Annotated in this window: 13 protein-coding genes; 3 read left to right on the forward strand and 10 right to left on the reverse strand. The window is 38.3% G+C overall.

The window, feature by feature from the left end:
• Positions 1–4 precede the first annotated feature (4 nt).
• Complete coding sequence (locus J2T03_RS06175) at positions 5–1,606, reverse strand: RagB/SusD family nutrient uptake outer membrane protein (RefSeq protein WP_306845738.1); 1,602 nt, start codon at positions 1,604–1,606, stop codon at positions 5–7.
• Between the two features lie 12 nt (positions 1,607–1,618).
• Positions 1,619–4,381 carry a SusC/RagA family TonB-linked outer membrane protein gene (locus tag J2T03_RS06180; protein ID WP_307210077.1) on the reverse strand — a complete coding sequence of 921 codons (2,763 nt, stop codon included), beginning with the start codon at positions 4,379–4,381 and terminating at the stop codon, positions 1,619–1,621.
• Between the two features lie 332 nt (positions 4,382–4,713).
• Here J2T03_RS06180 and metG point away from each other — a divergent pair, with 332 nt between their 5' ends.
• Together metG and J2T03_RS06190 are read left to right on the forward strand one after the other, a co-directional pair.
• Positions 4,714–6,753, forward strand: coding sequence for a methionine--tRNA ligase (metG, locus tag J2T03_RS06185; protein ID WP_307210079.1), 2,040 nt, complete (start codon positions 4,714–4,716; stop codon positions 6,751–6,753).
• A 58-nt stretch (positions 6,754–6,811) separates the two neighbouring features.
• Positions 6,812–7,474, forward strand: a complete 663-nt coding sequence (locus J2T03_RS06190) for a hypothetical protein (RefSeq protein ID WP_307210080.1) — start codon at positions 6,812–6,814, stop codon at positions 7,472–7,474.
• On the opposite strand, the gene J2T03_RS06195 is transcribed toward J2T03_RS06190, so the two are convergent.
• The 8 genes from J2T03_RS06195 to J2T03_RS06230 form a co-directional block, all read right to left on the reverse strand.
• Positions 7,447–8,151, reverse strand: coding sequence for a class I SAM-dependent methyltransferase (locus J2T03_RS06195; RefSeq protein ID WP_307210082.1), 705 nt, complete (start codon positions 8,149–8,151; stop codon positions 7,447–7,449). The genes J2T03_RS06190 and J2T03_RS06195 overlap by 28 nt on opposite strands.
• Positions 8,152–8,441: 290 nt before the next feature.
• Positions 8,442–9,254, reverse strand: coding sequence for a siderophore-interacting protein (locus tag J2T03_RS06200; RefSeq protein ID WP_307210084.1), 813 nt, complete (start codon positions 9,252–9,254; stop codon positions 8,442–8,444).
• Between the two features lie 107 nt (positions 9,255–9,361).
• Positions 9,362–11,572 carry a TonB-dependent receptor gene (locus J2T03_RS06205; protein ID WP_307210085.1) on the reverse strand — a complete coding sequence of 737 codons (2,211 nt, stop codon included), beginning with the start codon at positions 11,570–11,572 and terminating at the stop codon, positions 9,362–9,364.
• A 178-nt stretch (positions 11,573–11,750) separates the two neighbouring features.
• Positions 11,751–13,343 (reverse strand): MFS transporter, encoded by a 1,593-nt coding sequence (locus tag J2T03_RS06210; RefSeq protein WP_307210086.1) that lies wholly within the window; start codon positions 13,341–13,343, stop codon positions 11,751–11,753.
• 103 nt (positions 13,344–13,446) lie between these two features.
• Positions 13,447–14,565 (reverse strand): HlyD family secretion protein, encoded by a 1,119-nt coding sequence (locus tag J2T03_RS06215; protein WP_307210088.1) that lies wholly within the window; start codon positions 14,563–14,565, stop codon positions 13,447–13,449.
• Positions 14,566–14,588: 23 nt separating this feature from the next.
• Positions 14,589–15,899, reverse strand: coding sequence for a TolC family protein (locus tag J2T03_RS06220; RefSeq protein ID WP_306845729.1), 1,311 nt, complete (start codon positions 15,897–15,899; stop codon positions 14,589–14,591).
• An 89-nt stretch (positions 15,900–15,988) separates the two neighbouring features.
• Entirely contained in the window at positions 15,989–16,834 is an 846-nt protein-coding gene (locus J2T03_RS06225; RefSeq protein WP_307210090.1) for a helix-turn-helix domain-containing protein, read from the reverse strand.
• 38 nt (positions 16,835–16,872) lie between these two features.
• Positions 16,873–17,940: a DUF2891 domain-containing protein gene (locus tag J2T03_RS06230; RefSeq protein ID WP_307210091.1), complete on the reverse strand. Its 1,068-nt coding sequence runs from the start codon at positions 17,938–17,940 to the stop codon at positions 16,873–16,875.
• 150 nt (positions 17,941–18,090) lie between these two features.
• On the opposite strand from J2T03_RS06230, the gene J2T03_RS06235 reads away from it, so the two are divergent.
• On the forward strand, positions 18,091–18,978 hold the full coding sequence (locus tag J2T03_RS06235) for a DUF4349 domain-containing protein (RefSeq protein WP_307210093.1): 888 nt from the start codon (positions 18,091–18,093) through the stop codon (positions 18,976–18,978).
• Positions 18,979–19,000 lie beyond the last annotated feature (22 nt).

Here is a 19,000-nt window from a genome sequence, read left to right on the forward strand (position 1 = left end):
AAGGTTAGTAACCAGGATTCTGGATCAGGTTAGGGTTAGCGACAATGTCCTTATTTGGAATAGGGAAAAGGTTTCTATAGCTTTCCACTGCTTTTCCGTCTTTTACATTTCCTTTCCATGGCCATAGGTAATCTCCTGTAGTATACTTATTGAAACGGATTAGATCTGACCTTCTGGTCGTTTCCCAGGATAATTCCCTTGCTCTTTCATCTAAAATGAAATTCAGATTTATTGAGGTTACATTTCCATTTGTATTACCATATGCACGCTCTCTTAACTGATTAACATAACTTACTGCAGTCGCCTGGCTACCACCGCCACCGCCTCTAAGAACAGCTTCAGCATACATCAGATAAATATCCGCCAGACGGTACAAAGGAATATCGGCTTCCACCCAGTTGTCGTGTGCTCCTACAGATCCATTGCTTTTAATGTTCTTATATTTGATAAATGCATATCCATCTGTAAAAGAACCCAGATCGTTAATTTCCAAATTCTGTCCTGCCGTAAAAAATCTTCCTCTTTTATCAGTTCCGTTAGTTGGAAAAAGATTTACAAATGCCTTAGTAGTACGAATACCACTCCAACCACCATTGATTCCAAAATCAGAAGCTTTCATACCTCCCCCTACTGCCGCATGAACCAGATAAGTAGTTCCACCATTGGTTTGAGTATTAATTCCATCAAAATTTACACTTAGGATCTGTTCTGGATTACTGATATTATTATCTGCAAGGAACAAATCATCATATTTTGGCTTTAAAGAATAACCTGCTGCAATTACTTTGTTACAATAAGTGATACAATCTGTATTTCTCTGTGTTCCGGTATATACTTCAGCATTTAAATATAATTTTGCCAATAGTGACCAGGCTGCAGCTTTATCGGCTCTACCATATTCGTTGGTTTTAGGATCCTTTAATTCACCTGCTACGGCTACCAGCTCAGATTCTATAAAATTAAATAATGATTTTCTGTCTATTCTCTGTGGAGGATTTATAGATCCCGGAAGGTATGTTTCATCTACAAAAGGAACATTCCCGAACATATCTATAGCATGATAATATGATTGTGCTCTCAGGAAACGGGCTTCAGCTCTCATTAATTTTGCCTGAGCAAGGTTGTCTCCGGTAATATTGTTGGCCGCTAATTTTTCGTCTGTAACATTTCTCAGGAATTCATTACAAAAAGCTATTTCCGTATATACTCTGTAATACATGGCTGCAATAAATTCATTAGAAGCATCCCAGGTCATTTTATGAAGAGTATGTAAGTTTCCATCATTCCAGCCTATTACAGCTTCATCTGTAGTAATTACATTCAGAGTATAAAGTAGTCTTGTATATTGCGAAAAACCTCCGTTAATCCCATTAATATCACTGTCAGGTTGGTCACCATCCCCGCTGATCTGTCCTCCCATAGCAAGACCTCCATAAAGTTTTGCTAAAATATTTTTATAGTTAGAAAAATCTTTATAAATACTTGCAGAGGTAACGTCTGTTATCGGTTCTCTTTCCAAATCTTTTATACATGATGCTGTAGTCAGTAGAAATGCAGCAGAAAGAGGCAGTACTATATTTTTAAGTTTGATTGTATTTAGTTTCATCGTAATTATTATTTAAAATTGAAAATTAAAGCCTAATGAATATATTCTAGGCATCTGATAGTAACCGTTGTCTATGTTCCCAAAAACTTCAGGATCCACTCCTGTATATTTAGTGATTACAAAAACGTTTTGTGCCATACCGTATACTTTCAGATTGCTTCCTTTAGAAAAAACTTCACCGAAATTATAGCCAATGTTTATATTATCCAATCTTAAGAACGACGCATTCTCCACATAAATATCTGATTTATACTGAGGTAATGAGAATTTATATTCCGGAGCAGTGAAGAATACATTCTGGAGGTATTCATTGGTAGATGCAGACTGCAATGAGCTGTTGGATGCCATATTGTTATACACATAGTTTCCTAATACTGCTCTGGCACTAAGGGCAAAATCCCAGTTTTTATGAGAAACCTTAGTAGAGAAACCTAAAATAGCATCCGGAGTAGTAGACTTGTAATAGTACATATCCTTTGTACTGATTGCACCATCTCCATTTCTGTCAACAAATGCCCCATCTACAGGTTTTCCATTAGTATCATACACCTGTTGGTATACCCAAAATGAGTTTGGAGCATATCCCACAGCATGTGCCTGAATTCTGTTTCCGGCACCTCCCTCAATACCACCAACTTCCATATTGAATGATGCGTCAGCTCTGTCTTTCAACTTAGTCACTATTGGTTTGTAATGAGTAGCATTAAAACTAAGTTCCCAAGTAGTTTTTTCACTTTTAACAGGAATTACGGTAATGCTTCCTTCAATACCTTCGTTCTTCATATCCCCTACATTTTGCCAGCTGGCATTACTTAAGCCTCCAGCTGCTTCATCAGCGTATACCAACAGATCTTTAGTATCTTTTCTGAAAAGGTCAATAGATCCGGTAATTCTATTTTGAGTAAAACCAAAATCCAATCCGATGTTTTTCGTAGTGGTAGTCTCCCAAGTAAGATTTGGATTATAATTAGCAGGTCTGAACATAAAATAATATTCGTTTCCAAACTGATAATTAGCACCTGGGTAACTCGGATTATAGGCAGCAAATGCCGGGTAATTATTAGGCTTGTTACCGTTCAGAGCCGGTAGCTCTTGTTGTCCGGTTTTCCCCCATCCTGCTCTCAGTTTTAAAGTACTGATGGCTGAAATATTTTTAATGAAGTTTTCCTCATTAAGTTTCCAAGCTAAGGAAACTCCAGGAAAAACACCCCAAACATTATCTCTTGTCCCGTTAAAAAATCTTGAAGAACCATCTTTACGAACAGATCCGGAAATAATATACTTGTTAGCTACTGTAAAAATAGCTCTTCCATAAAAAGATATCAGTGTATTCTGTGTTTCAAAATCCAGATCAGGTGGCAAGGTAGTACCATTTCCTTTATATGTAATAGCTCCCGGGACAATTGTTCGGAAATCCTGGTAAGCATATCCTGCTGTAATATCTACTCCCGTATTAATGGGAGCTATATTTTTAACATAATTAAAATAGGTTTCCAGGAGCTTGTTCTTCTTTTCCATTGAATAGAAATTCGAGCTTCCCTTATCACCATAACCAGGTCTGTAAATTGCATCTTTAAATTTGTGCCCTTCACTTTTTGTATAATCATACCCGGCATTTACATTAAAATGCAGGTCTGGAAGAAAATGAAGTTTATAATCCAACTGAATATTTCCTAATCCTCTGGTTACAGACGATACATCTCGTACTCCATCAATTAGTCCAAGAGGGTTGGTATTGGCATTCACATTATATCCGGTTGCAGATCCTGCATCCAGCCATTCGTAATAGCCTCCATAGTTGGAATTTCCTGAATATACGGGCTGTGTAGGATCAAAATAAGTAGCTGCTTTGATCACTCCCCCATCCACAAATCTGTTATCCGTAAAGGTTCCTTTTGCATTAATATTCACAGATAAATGGTTATCAAGGAATTTAGGATTTAGGTTCAATCCTACTGAAGTTCTGCGGAAAGAATTCGATCTTACAATACCATTCTGCTCATTATACCCTAATGACAAACGGTAAGGTAAACCTTTAATACCTCCTGAAAGTGCTACATTATTATCTGTACCCCATGCAGCCTGGTAAATCAGGTCCTGCCAGTTGGTATCAGCATTTCCCAGTTTAGTTTTATACTTTGCCGGTGCGTAAGGATTAGAATTAACAAAATCCCTAAATTCCTGAGCATTTAATACATCTACATTTCCCATTTTAGTGGAAACTGAAGCCACTGTCGAAAAATTAACTTTAAATTTTCCTGAGCTTCCTTTCTTAGTTGTGATCAAAATAACACCATTAGAAGCCCTGTTACCATAGATAGCAGTAGCAGAAGCATCTTTCAGGATATCAAATGTTTCAATATCATTTGGATTGATTAATGATAAAGGATCAGAAACGCCATTCATTCCTACAAAATCCTGAGGAACACCATCAATTACGATCAACGGAGAGTTTTCTCCACTTAAAGAAGATGTACCCCTGATTCTGATCTTGGTTCCGGATCCAGGAGCACCACTGTTATTCGTAATCTGCACCCCGGGTGTTTTGCCCTGGATCAGCTGACCGGCAGAAGTTGCACCACCGTTGAAATCTTTGGCAGTGACAGAAGTAATAGACCCAGTAAGGTCAGATTTCTTTTGTTTACCATACCCTATCAATACAACCTCCTCGATTTTTTTCTCCTTGGTTATAGTGTCTTGTGTCTGTGCATGTATCATTGAGCTGGCCAATAAAAAGGCAGGCGCAATTTTTAATACCGTTGTAAAATTTTTCACAATATCGTTTTTTTTAGTTTCGTTTTCTTAATAAGGCTGTACAAACCAGCCTTGCAATTTATAAAAAAATTAGAATTATTATAATATTATTGAAAATTTGGATAATTTTATGTAAATTGCTTGTCTATTAAAAAATCAAATATCTGTTTCTCACAACATTACATTACCGTATGTAATGCATAACATATATTGTATTTTTACATTTAGTTAAACAATTGTTTAACTAAATGTAATATTAAATCCTTTGAAGGTGGTAAAAAACTTATTATAGCAGAAGTTTAGGCGCTTTTAGACAGATAATCCTTATCTTTGCAGTTAAAACTTTACTATAAATGTCAAACAGAAAGATGATTACGGCAGCTTTGCCTTATGCAAACGGACCGGTTCATATAGGACATTTGGCAGGTGTATATATTCCTGCGGATGTCTACGCAAGATTTCAGAGAAGATTAGGAAAAGATGTAGCGTTTATCTGCGGGTCAGATGAACATGGGATTCCTATTACGATCAGAGCAAAAAAAGAAGGAGTAACGCCTCAGGATATCGTTGATAAATACCACGAGATCATAAAAAAGTCTTTTTCGGATCTGGGAATTTCATTTGATGAATATTCCAGAACAACTTCCAAAAAACATTACGAAACCAGCCAGGATTTCTTTAAAGTTTTGTATGAAAAAGGGAAATTCACGGAAGAGGTTTCTGAGCAGTATTTTGATGAACAGGCCGGAGAATTCCTGGCAGACCGATATATTGTAGGAACCTGCCCGAACTGTGGCAACGAAAATGCTTACGGAGACCAGTGCGAGAAATGTGGTTCTACCCTATCCCCATCAGAGCTGATCAATCCGAAATCCATGTTAAGCGGAAATGTTCCTATTCTTAAAGATACCAAAAACTGGTACCTTCCTTTAAATGAATATGAAGATTTTCTAAACGAATGGATCATTGAAGGCCATAGAGACGACTGGAAACCCAATGTTTACGGACAGGTTAAATCATGGTTAAACGACGGATTAAAGCCGCGTGCCATGACCAGAGACCTGAACTGGGGAGTTCCTGTACCACTTCCGAATGCAGAAGGGAAAGTTCTGTATGTTTGGTTTGATGCACCTATTGGCTATATTTCTTTTACGAAAGAATGGGCAGAGAAAAACGGAAAAGATTGGAAAGATTACTGGCAGAGCGAAAACAGTGATCTTGTTCATTTCATCGGGAAGGATAATATTGTATTCCACTGCATTATTTTCCCGGCGATGATGAAAGCTCATGGTGATTACATCATGCCAAAAAATGTTCCTGCTTTTGAATTCCTAAACCTGGAGAACGATAAGATTTCAACGTCCAGAAACTGGGCGGTATGGGCCCATGAATATGTAGAAGAATTCCCTGGACAGCAGGATGTTTTAAGATATGCCCTTCTTTCTTCAGCACCTGAAACAAAGGATAATAATTTTACATGGAAAGATTTCCAGACTAAAAATAATTCTGAGTTAGTAAATATTTTTGGTAATTTCATTAATCGTGTGGCTGTTTTAATTAATAAATTTTTCGAAGGTAGAGTACCCGAAGGAAACATTAATGCTCCAGAGCTTGAACAGATAAGTAAAAGTGCAATTGAAATTAGAAATTATCTAGACAATTATGAATTTAGAAATGCTTTAACAGCTTTCATGAATCTAGCAAGATTTGGAAATGGATATCTTCAAGCTGAAGAACCTTGGAAAACATTTGAAAATGATGTAGAAAAAACTAAAAACACATTATTTATCGGAGCCCAAATTGCCGTTGCATTAGGGAATTTGGCAGAACCATTCCTTCCTTTTACTGCTCAAAAAATATATAATATTTTCAACGTCCAACAATTAGATTGGAATACAATTGAACATTCAAAGGTTTTAATTGAAGCAGGACATAAAATTGTCGAAAACGCTCCATTAATCTATTCAAAAATTGAAGACAGTGTAATCGAAGCTCAGATTGAAAAGCTGGAACAGACCAAACAAAACAATAAAAAAACAAACCCTAATGCCAACCCTATGAAAGAAGAGATTTCTTTTGATGATTTTGCTAAAATAGACCTTAGAACAGCCACCATTTTAGAAGCTGAAAAAGTAGAAAAAGCTGATAAATTACTGAAATTTAAAGTGGACACAGGGGTTGATATCAGAACTGTGGTCTCTGGGGTTGCAGAAAGCTTCACACCGGAAGAACTGATCGGAAAGCAGGTGATGATCTTACTGAATCTTGCCCCAAGAAAGATCAGAGGAATTGAATCTCAGGGAATGTTCTTATTAACAACAAAACCTGATGGAAAACTGTCTTTCGTAACACCGGATGACAGCAATGTGGAAAATGGTATTGAAATAGGATAATTTTAAACTTACAAGAATAAAAATGGGCATTCTTAAATGCCCATTTATTTTTAAAGCTATGGTTAAAAAGAGTGTTTTACGAAAATTATCCGATCCCGAACTGGAAAATTATCTAAGAAAAGGAAATCGCTTTACTCCTGAAGCTGTTCAAATGGCTTTTGAAGTACTGGGAGAAAGAGGAAAAATTTTCAGGGAACAGGAAAAATCGCAGATCCAACAAATCATTCAGCATAAAAAAGCTCAGGAAGATTTAAAACTTCAAGAAGAGCAGGAAATGTGGAAAGATCATATTACAGAAGATCCAACTGCCATACAATTATTTTCAAGGAATGCCATTTTAATGATCAGTTTTATTTTGGGAACCATTCCGGGATCAATATTATTGGGAATAAATTTTATTAAATTAAAAAAATACGCACCAGCCGTTTTTACTTTTATTTTTGGATTTCTCTATCTGCCTGTTCAGCATTTCTTAGTTTCTTTTTTGTATAAAATCGGGACTCAAAATACCTCTAGACTTACAAGAAATCCTGAGCTTTCTGTGGGTGGAATCGGAATGTTAATTTTGCTTATATTATCGGTATCATTTACACCGAAAAAGCTGCCTTACAGAGCAGCTTCCTATATTGTCCCAATTCTTATTTCCGTTTTAATGATTGTAATAATCTATACTTTTCAGGATCTATTCTCAAGCTACTTCTTAGTCAGGCTTGCCAGATAAGAATCTTCATCCTGCATTACTTTTTCCACCTTAAAGCCGTTATTTTCTGCAGCATTTTTCAAAGTTGTAAAATCCAGGTAGAGCCATTTGATAGGGTCTTCCGATTCTCCTTTATAATGAACCACATAATCCAGTTCACCATAATAGCCACCTGCCGGAATATAAACTCCCCCATCTTCATCACGATCGAACATATATAGAATATCTGTACTGTCGATCAGGATCTGTCCATTATCATTGATTAAAGCATACAATTTCTGAAGATAGGCATCAATTTTTTCCAGACTTTCAAAAATTCCGGTTCCATTCATCAGAAGCAGAACGGTATCAAAACTTTCCCCGGAAAAATTCAGCATATTTTCACACATTGTCTTTTTAATTCCTCTCAGTTTGCATACTTCAATAGATTTCGGTGAAATATCCAACGCTAACACATCAAGGTTTCTTTTATTCTGAAGATATAAGGCATGAGAGCCGGCACCGGCACCAATGTCCAGAATTTTCCCTTGAGCTAGCTCAAGTGCTTCCTGCTCAATATCATTCATCTCCTCAAAATCTCTGAAAAGATATTCTACCGGAAGCTCATCCAGTTCTGAGATTGACGTTTCTGTCTGCAGATCCTCAGGATTTTCATTGTGAAAATAATCCCATACTGCCTTGCCCATTAAATCTTTCATTGCTGTCTTTAAAGATGCAAAGATAAGGGTTTCGGTTTCGGATTGCAAGTTTGTCTGAGGTGAGAGGGTTGAGAGTTTGAGAGTTTGAAAGTAAATGAATTTAAAAGTGATTTTAGCTGCTGGTTTGTTAGTTGCACTGGTTCATAATTATTAAGACAACAGGTTATCATCGTCTGGTATGGGTGTTTGGGTTCTTGGTTCTTAAACCTGCCATTCACCATTCACCATTCACCATTCACCATTCACTTGCAAAGCAAAATTCACCATTGACCTAATATCCCTGTCAAAATCTACCCCATCGAATCTTTCTCCCTATGTCTGTCCTTCTCCGATTCATTTTCCGCTACACCTGCTTTCCAATAAGAATAGGCATTGAGTTCTTGTGAGGTCCAGTTTTTTTCTTTTCTCAGATAGGTGCGGATTTCTTTAACACTTGAAAATTCTGCCGCAACATATCCAAATTTAGAAGTTTCCGGAATAGTGATTTTTTTTACAGTATCCGCTATTTCACTACTGATATGTGGTTTAGGATTATGGAGCCATTTAAATTCAATATCAGCCTTGGTATCAAGGGTCTGTTCATCTTCTTTTCCCGGAACTTCAATGATGCAGACTCCTTTTGCTGTTTCGGGCAGTTTTTCCAGCATAGCACTCAGAACCGGAATGGCGGTAGAATCACCTATGAACAGATACCATTCAGCATCCGGATACATTTCTTTTGCTTCAGTTCTCATCATAATGCCCAGTTTGGAACCGGGTTGAGCTTCGCGGGCCCATTTTGATGCAGGGCCGCCGTCGCCATGGTCTACAAAATCAATAATCAGCTCGCTTTTTTCAAGATCAATACCTCTGTGGGTATAGGTTCTTACGGCAGGTGCCACTTCTTTTGGCGGATAAACCCACTGGCGGTTTTCATCCAGGGTTGGAAAATGGATTTCGTCTAAGCCCGCCGGAGGTACAGCGATTTTATTATTATCCCCGATGGTGGTATTTTTAAACAAATGGGCTTCAGGAGAATACAGATACACTCTGATGTAATGATCTGTGATATATTCTTTTCTTGCCAGTTCAGCAACAATGCGGCCTGTTGGAATTTTAGACATAGCTGAAAATTTTAAAGTTAAAATCCGGCTTCCGTCATGATGAGAAGCCGGACCTGTTATTATAATATTGAAAATCAAATCACAGCTAAACTGCTCGATTTAAATTTCTAAAAATCAAATGTATAAGACAGATTAAATGTTCTTCCTCTTCCCTTGTAGCTGAACAGTTCAGGAAGTCCATAGGTAGAATATAAGACCTGGGAACGTTTGCTCCATATAGTCTGATAATCTGTGTTGAAAATATTCTGAATCCCCAGATTGAATTTACCCCAGTTGAAACGGTACCCGACCATTAAATCGGAAGTATTGTATCCATCAATCTCATTTTTAAGATCATCTGTCAGCTTGAAATTCTGTAGTGACTGGAATCTGAAAGACCAGCTTTTAACGTTATATCCAATGTAGGTTACCAATTTTGAAGGGGAAGCATTGTAAATCTCCTGCTTCTGCCATTCGCCGTTGTTATCAACTTCAGATTTAATTAAAAGTCCGCTTGCTCCAAAATAAACGCCATTGCTCATTGAATAGGAAACTTCAGCTTCAATTCCTATATTTCTTAGCTTAAGATCATTTACAAGGATCTGGAAGGTCTTTTTATCAACCGTAACTGTTTTATCAGAGTTGCTTAAGAAACCAGCAATCTGACCTCTTAATCCTCCTTTATTGATACGGTACCCCACTTCAAACTGGTTGGTTTTGATGGCTTGTAATGGCTGTTCTTTAACGTTAATGCTTGAAGTTACATCCCAGTTGGTTCCGTTCAGCTTATACACACCGATTCCATAATATTTCGATGGATCAGCCAGGCTTACGCCTTGGGAAAAAGTACCCCATGCCTGATGCTGTTCATTAAATTTATACAATAAACCTGCATTTGCCAGTGTCACATTATATGAGCTTTCTCCGCCCGGAATTGCAGAAGCAGAACTTCCGTACCCCATCGAAACCTGGGTCTGCTGCACTGAACCTACGAAATCATCCACTTTTACATTGATATTCTGATAACGGATTCCTCCATTGATCTGGAGTTTAGGCAGGATGTCATATTTAGCCTGAACATATCCTGCATAACTTTGAGAGTGATTGGTAGGATATCTTCCCAGACTGTATTTGGTTTCGTTCACCAAACCGCCGCTTGACATTGTCTTTGCAATATCATATACCGACTGCGTTCCTTCAAATTTTTCAAGATCAATATCCACTCCATAAGTAACATTCAGGCTTCTCCATGACTTTGACAATAACGCCTTCACCCCGGAATAATACGTATCCTGCTGGGAAGAAGACATATAAGCCGTGCTTACGCCCTGCAAAGTAACATTCCCGGGAAAAGGATAGAATCCTAACTTCTCTCCTCTGGCTGCCAGCTGTACATACAGATCCTGGCCACCTAAAATGTTGTTTCCATTATAGGCAACCGTTCCCATGAAGCGCTCGGTCCCAATATTTTTATCGGATGAGAAACCGTCACGCATTTCCAGAAGTCCGGCATTTTTTGTCGTAAATGCACTTAAATTCTGTCCCAGGTAAAGACTTCTGTCCCCGTTAAACCTGGAATTGTAATACTGAAGGGATGCGGTGATCTTATGCTTATTATTAAATTTATATCCTCCTGTTGCAAGTACATCGATAGACTGGTTGTACTGAAGGTCAGTTTGAGTAATATCTGTTAATACCTGGTTTTCATCGGCACCATAAACTCCGCCATTCTGCTGGTAGGCAACCCCCAACTTTCCGAAGAATTTCTCTCCTTTTGCTGCAATAGCCTGAGCTGCCCGGAAATCGTGGTCATCTTTTCCCATGAATCCGGTTCTTACTCCAAGCTCAGTTTCTCCACTAATCCCGCTTTTGGAAGGTGTCTTAGTGATGATATTAATGATTCCGCCGGTTGCATTTCCTCCGTAAATAGAACTGGCTCCGGAAAGGACTTCAATTCTTTCGATATTAAAGGGATCAATAGCGTCCAGCTGGCGGCTGATGGCACGGATACTGTTCAGCGAAACTCCGTCTATCATGACCAATGCTGAACGTCCTCTCATATTCTGTCCGTAATTGGTTCTCCCTTGCGGACCAATATCCATACTCGGGATTAGTATAGAAAGCATTTCTTTGATAGGAACTCCGCTTTTTGCCTGCTCCTGTATTTTTTCTTTCTGAACCACCCAGACCGTTCCTGGAATATCGGAAATCTTTGTCGGTTTTCTGGATGCCACGATCACTACATCATCAATACCTTTAGAGGCTATAGAATCGTTTGTTGTCTGAGAAAATACGATTCCCGACACCAACAGACCTATGAATACATACTGCTTTTTCATTCTTTCTATTCAGATTTTATAATCCGTCAAATATAATTTTTATTGCTTCTAAATAAAAACAACAGAATATGAAATTTTTCATATTTCTCCAAAAAAATGTGTTTTATTTTCACCTTAAAAACGTAAGATCCCGGACTTCGTAAAGCCAAGGATCTTACTCGTGAAAAACAAGGTATCTTTAAACCGCAGGCCCGGCTGCATCTTTTATTTCTTCTAACAATTGCTTCCGTTCACGGAGCCTTCTTCTCGCAATGACAGATTTACCGCCAAGAACTCTGATGAATCTTAGATACTGGAATCTTTCTCTTCCGAAATGATACATCATAACATACAGTAATACTCCAAAACCCACCAAAATAATATATCCGAGGATCTTTTTTCCGGATACAATGACCGCATTGAGCTGAAGTGTTTTCATATTGGCAGCCAGAGTCTGGGGAGAAACCGTCATTCCGTCGATATATACTGCAAGATCGCCTACTGCTGTAATCTGAAAACGGTACTGGAACCATGAATATAATGCTGAAAAAAGTCCTACTGCAAGAAATGTTCTCCATACTAAAACCAGCCCAATTGCCGCCAGCATGTCCTCCATTTCAAGTTTATCCAAGGTATAAAACCATACTGAAATAAACAATGAACACATTCCGTATCCTTTTAAGAACATCGGCAGGTACCAATTCTCATAATTGAATTCTAAAACCATCGAAAAGTACATGATCAATACATATCCCATCATCGCTGAAAAACCCGAGAATATGTACATTTTCAATGGTATTTCTTTTTTAAACCAGAATACAGCAATCAAGCCTGCCAGGATAATTCCAGGAATCATAAGCATACTCAGCCCGGCATTCGTAAGTTGATCATATCCCAATACCCCTACTGCAAAAGTATTCTGAAGAGATGTCGTTCCCAAAAACATTCCTAGGAACAACAACATAAACAGACCATGCTGCACATTATTTTTTTTGAATATCTTGAATGATAAATAAGGTCTTTTTAAGGTAAACTGACGAACCACCAACAATGCAAAGCTTACAAAAGCAGCTATGCTTGCATTCATAATATTTTTTGAGTTCCACCAGTCCTGTTGTTTCCCGAAGGAAAATACATAGGCAGAAAACATAAATGTTGAAACAAACAACATGATGCTCATCCAGTCGATATAATGTAACGGAACCTTTAGCGCAAAGTATTTATCATGCATAAAGATCCAGTGAATCAAGGCAAGGATAAAACACAATACCGCTGTAAGGATGTAGAAATGCTGCCAGTTGTAATGAATGGAAACTACCACCGCGTAATAAGCCGCCACCTGGTTCATCACCAGAACAAAGGTGTAAAATAATCCATAGAACATTCCTCTGTTGCCGATCATCATCATTAACGGAAGAAATAGCTCTATCGTCACCATCATCTTTAAAAATCCTATAAACAGAGCCGTAAATACGAATACCATTGGCTGCATCGTAGTTCCGTTGATATAACTCAACAGTCCTAAAAGTACGAGCAGCACCGTCATTTTGTCTCTTACCTTGAATCGCATCTTCATTCTGAGAACGATCGGCATACAGGCGCCCATTCCTATTGTGGTGGCATAATTGGCCCACATAAAATATTCTGTCATCGCTCCGGTACCGCTCACAAGATAACTGATGTTTCCGGTGTACACCCCGCCAAGCGGCATCACTACTGCCAATAGCAGTACAATGAGCAGCAGCTGTACAGGTTTTGGCACCCAGTCGTTATATAATCCTTTGTTGTACATTTCTTTTAGATACTAGATTTCAGATCTCAGATGACAGATTTACTATTTCGTTTTCAAATCTTTATTCAGCCTGCAATGTCTGAAATCTGGAATCTGATTTCTTTTAGTCTTGGTTAATATTCACATTCATATTCATCCCTGCACTCAGTTTTTCCAGGTCTTCTTTTTTATTGGAAGTACTGAATTCTATTCTTACTGGAATTCTCTGCTGCACTTTGATAAAATTACCTGTGGAATTGTCTGTAGGAATGCTTGAGTATCTTGAACCTGTTGCCGCTGAAATAGCAGTTACAATCCCTTCAAATTTCTTTCCTCCTAAAGCATCTGCGGTCATGGTCATCTTCTCCCCGATCCTGATATTTGGCATCTGGCTTTCCAGGAAATTAGCTGTCACCCATTTCTGACCATTCAGAACGATAGTGGCTACCTGCTGGCCAGGTTGTATCAATTGTCCTTCAGATATTGTTCTGCGACCCATGATTCCATCGTTTGGCGCTGTGATCACTGTATAGGAAAGGTTGATCTTTGCCATATCCAGAGCAGACTTGGTTCTTTTAATCTCTGCATCATTAATTCCTAATTTGCTTCTAACTTCAGTTGTTGAAAGATTGGCGGATTGTTTCTGATTCACCAATGTCTCATACGCTGCTTTCTGGGCATCATACTCCGTTTTAATTTGGTCGTATTGCTGTCTGGTCACTGCTTCTGCGGCAAGAAGGTTCTTATACCGGTTTAAATTCTGCTCGGCATTCCATAATCTTGCTTTGGCCCCGGCAATATTGGATTCCATGACACTTACATTGTTAGAAACGGTATTAACAGATGAACTGGTTGCCGATCTCTGTGCCATCGCATTCTGATACGCAGCTTCCGCCTGACCCAGCTGGGTTAATAATTCATTTTTATCAAGAATAACCAGGGTATCCCCTTTTTTAACCTTTTGATGCTCTATGAATTTTATGTCTTTAATATAAGCCGAAACCCTTGTATTGATTGGGTTAATGAATTCTTCTACCTGAGCTGCTTCCGTATATGTTTTGTCTCCAATGTGGAAATATTCGCGGACCAGCCAGAAAAGTCCGAATCCGATCACCAGAAATACAACCATATTGGAAATGATCGCTCTTATTTTATTTTTTTTATTCTGTTTCTTTTTAACTGCTGCTCCCGACTGTGCCGGAGCGGCCTGAGTATTTTGAGTGGTTTGTTCCTTGTTTTCCATTATCTTGATTTTCAGTTTTAAAATTAAAGCGTTCCTGCGGCTTTCAGCAGGTTATAATATTGATACAGTACATTGATTTCTGCATTGGCGTAATCCAGTTCCGACTGTAGTTTCTGGTTCTGTGCATCAATCATTTCAGCCTGTACGGCCAATTGGTTTAAATATTTGGCTTCCGTGATCTTGTAGTTTTCTTCAGCCAATCTTTTTGCGTCATTCAGGATGTCAGCTTGCTGGATGGATTCCTGGTATTTTACGTAAGCCGCATTCACTGCCATATCTACATTCTGCTGAACCAGGGCCACTGCATCTCCTGCCTGTGTTTTCTGCAGTTCACCAAGTTTTACTCTCTCTTTAGTTTTGTATAAATTATCAATATTGTAGCTCAGAGAAACACCAGCCTGCCATCCTCCTGAGTACATATCCAAAACAGGATTTCTTGTGGTAATAGGACGTTGTAAAGTATAGCCCCCGAATCCGGAAAGTGTCGGCAGCTGATCTGTTTTAATGATCTCAATATTTTTATCGGCTACATCTATATTTTTCTTTGCAGATTTTAGCTGAGGATTACTGTCGTGGGCAAGATCCATATAATAATCCATACCAATCCCAGATTCCTTATCCGTTAAACTTTCAACGGGAACAATCTCTGTATCGGAAGGAAGTCCTAATGCGATATTTAAATTGTAATTAAGAATCTTTTTATTATTCATCAGTGTCAGAATTCCCTGATCCAGATTTTTGATCGCCAGTTCTCCACGAATCACTTCATTTCGGGTTACCATCCCCTGCTGATAGAATTTCTGGATATTTTTCAAGCGTTCTTGAGCCAGCTTTTTATTATTCTGAAAAACAGTTTCCTGATTCATCATTTTATAGACGTCCAGATAATTGGAGATCACCAGAAATTTTACATCAAGCTTATTTTTTTCAAGGTCCAGTTCAGAAAGCTGTTCCCGAAGACCGGCCATTTCAATGGATTTATTCACCAAACCTCCTTTAAAAATCAATTGGGTAGCTTGTACGGCATATGAGCTTCCGTAGTGAGGCATAGGAATATTAGTTGAATTTGAAAAATCTTTATCGATCGCTACGGCATCACCTAAATAAAACTGGCTTGTAGAAGCTGTAATATTAGGGAGCTTTTGTAGTTTGGCAACATTTGTATTTTGTTTTGCAATGTCAATATTCTGCGCAGCCACTTTTAGTTGCTGATGATTCTTAACAGCCATATCGGCCACCTCACCTGCGGTCATCTGTTTGATCTGTTGAGAAAAAAACAGCGCAGGAAATAAAGCTACCACCAGTGATAGTACTGTTTTTATATTCTTTGTCATTTTACCTTGTTTTACGAAGGCAAAGTTACGGCAGCAACAAAGTCAATCAAATGTTTGAATTTTGGAAAAAGATGTTCAAAAGTAAGATTTCAATTTTCAAACTGATGCCTGTACTGTCTTGGACTTACTTCAAGATGTTTTTTGAAAAAGTGAGAAAATGCATATTGGTCACTGAAACCAAGGATTGATGAAACCTCCGAAACAGGTTTATTGGAAGAGTTCAAAAGCACTTTTGCTTCATTCATCACAATTAAAGCTATAATCTGGCTGGCAGATTTTCCGGTAATAGATTTCACTACTGAGGAAAGATGTCTGGTTGTAATCGACTGCCGTTCAGCATAGAACTCAACACTTCTTTCTGTCAGATGATGTTCTGCAAGGTCCGTCAAAAATACAAAAACGATTTCTTCCTGCCTGGACATCTGATTCATAGAATTATTATCTTCTTTAGAAATAATTCCGGCCATCTGGTAGCAGAAAACAGAGAAAAGATGTTCCACCATTTCTTTTTTGTAGAGCATATCTGCATCTGAATCCAGAATAAATTTCAGAAAATTGACACTTTTCCAGACCACTTCCATTTCGTTTTGAGGAAAAGGCACCCCTTTATTCATCTGTTGACGAAAATAACGATATGTGATCAATCTATTGAATTTCAGTGAAAGGGCAGAAATAAAATCTCTTTTATAAGAAACCATCCTCGACTGGAAATCGCCACTTACTGAAACCATTTCATAGATCGTCTGCGGATCGGTCACCATAAACATATTGGCAGAAAGCTCCAGATCACTGAAATGCTGACGGAGCTTTATAGTACCTGATTTAATAAAAATAAAAGCAGGATTTTCCGGACGGAAAGGCTTATCCGCAGAAATTCTCTCGAAAATATTGTGCTGGGTAAAAATTTCAACACCAAATTTTTCTAAGGCTGACATAACACAAATGTAACCAATATATTCTGGGTTTACAATACTTAGTCTTCTAGGGAATACACTGCAAAGCTTGCCAGCCAGTGGTCTCCACCATAATTTCCCTGGAATAATAAAGGAAGTCCGTTCGCTAAAAACACATCCGCCGTTTTCTTAAAGCCTTTTTTCAATGGATGTCCGTCAGGAAGGGCTTTTGCTATTCCTTTCATACACCAGGCTTTGGAAAAAGAAAGGCCAACAAGATGCACGGTCTGATAATCGCTCAGGTCACTTACGACCGGGATTTTTTCAATATTCTCTAAGCTCCTTTTTTCGTAAAAATTATTCAGCCACAGGACAAATTCTTTCTGAGGCAGTACCCTCCTCATCAGATCTGCAATTTCGAGACTTGGCGAAAAGAAATCTGATCCGTCAGGCTCCAGATAGGCAGGTGTTTTCTGATCTTTAGCGTAAAAATATTTCGCTTTTTCTTTTAGCTGATTTTCAAATTCCTGATCCTTGTTTGCTTTAGCCCAATCGATTGCGAAAGCCAGACCAAAAGCTGTATTCGGGTGAACTCCTGTTCTGTTCGGATAGGTTTGTTTGGGAAGATAAGCCTTCCATGATTTTAGAATCTGACCGGTAAGAGGTTTCAGATTTTCATGCCATATTTTAGCTTTTGGATGATTCCAGGTGGTCAGCTCTTCATCAAGCTTCAGCAGCCACGCCCAGCCATAGGTCCTTTCAAACGTGGTGGTCAGTTGATATTTTGTGAAATAATCGGCTTCAGCCTGCAGGTTTTCTTTACCTAATGAATTGTCAAGGATTTTTTCAATATCTTTTGCATTGGCCAGATTGGGTTTTGTCTTCAGCAATCTCACAAGCATCCAGTGTCCGTGAACAGAACTGTGCCAGTCGAAGCAGCCATAAAAACTTGGGTGGAGATCTTTAGGTGTTAAAGCAACCTCGCCGGCATTATTGATGATATGTGCCGTTTTATTTGGATATTCCTGACTGATGCAGTGAAGTGGTTTTTCCAATAATTTAGCTGCCACTTCATCGGTAAGTTTCGGAATTTCCTGGGCATAGATTAAAAAAGGAAAAAACGCGAATGCTAAAAGACTTTTTTTCATTCAATAAAAATAGAAAAATAATTTAGACTCCAACTCATTTTAAACTTCAGTAAAATAAATAAGTCCTACCTATTTTCAAAAAACAATATGAATTTTAAATAAAATAAAGACTTAAGCATACTTTTTGATAAAGTTCAGTAAAAAATACCCATGATAAAATTATTTTTACCTTTATGTATACTCTTCCTGATGAGCGGTTGTAAAAAATCCGAACTGGAAGCTGTCAATTCCTCCCCCACTGTATCTGCTGATAAAGCAGTTGAAGTTGCTGCATATGAGGTGGGAGCTCCCACACCACCAAAAGAAATTTCCCAAAAATTGCTTCCGGATGTTAATCAATCTGCTCAGCCTCCCATAACTCCTAAAAAGATCGACACCATTGCTAAAAAGATCATTAAAAACGGCAATATGAAAATCCAGGTGGGAGATATTAAAAAAGCACAGAATCAGGTGGGAGATATTTTAAAGAAAAATAATGCCTACATCCAAACTGAACAGTTCCAAAATACCGATATAGACGACAATCTGGATCTTGTCATCCGCGTACCGCATAAAAATTTCGACGCACTGGTGAATTCCTTTTCTGACGGTGTGGGTTCTGTTTTGTCCAAAAATATTTCATCTGATGATGTTACTGAGGAATACACTGATGTTTCCATCAAATTAGCCAATAAAAAGATCTATCTCGAGAAATACCGTGATATGCTCAGAAGTGCTTCTACAACGAAAGATATGATCGAAATTCAGGAAACCATCCGGGAGCTTGAAGATGAAATTGATGTTGCCGAAGGCAGACTCCGGTTTATTGATGACCGGGTGAATTACAGCACACTCAACCTGAGTTTATATAAAGAAAAAGTGAGAAGCTCTGCAACGTCAAAGATTGGTTTTGGAAGCCGTTTTGCAGATTCTGTCACTGAAGGATGGAACAGCTTTATGAGTTTTCTTTTGGGAATCATTTCTTTATGGCCATTTCTCCTTCTTATCCCAATTATAATCTTTTTATGGAGAAAATGGAAATCAGGAAGAGCAAAATAACAGAACAACGTTTTTTATATAC

Origin of the sequence: Chryseobacterium lathyri, assembly GCF_030812195.1 — a bacterium.
Lineage (GTDB): Bacteria > Bacteroidota > Bacteroidia > Flavobacteriales > Weeksellaceae > Chryseobacterium > Chryseobacterium lathyri_A.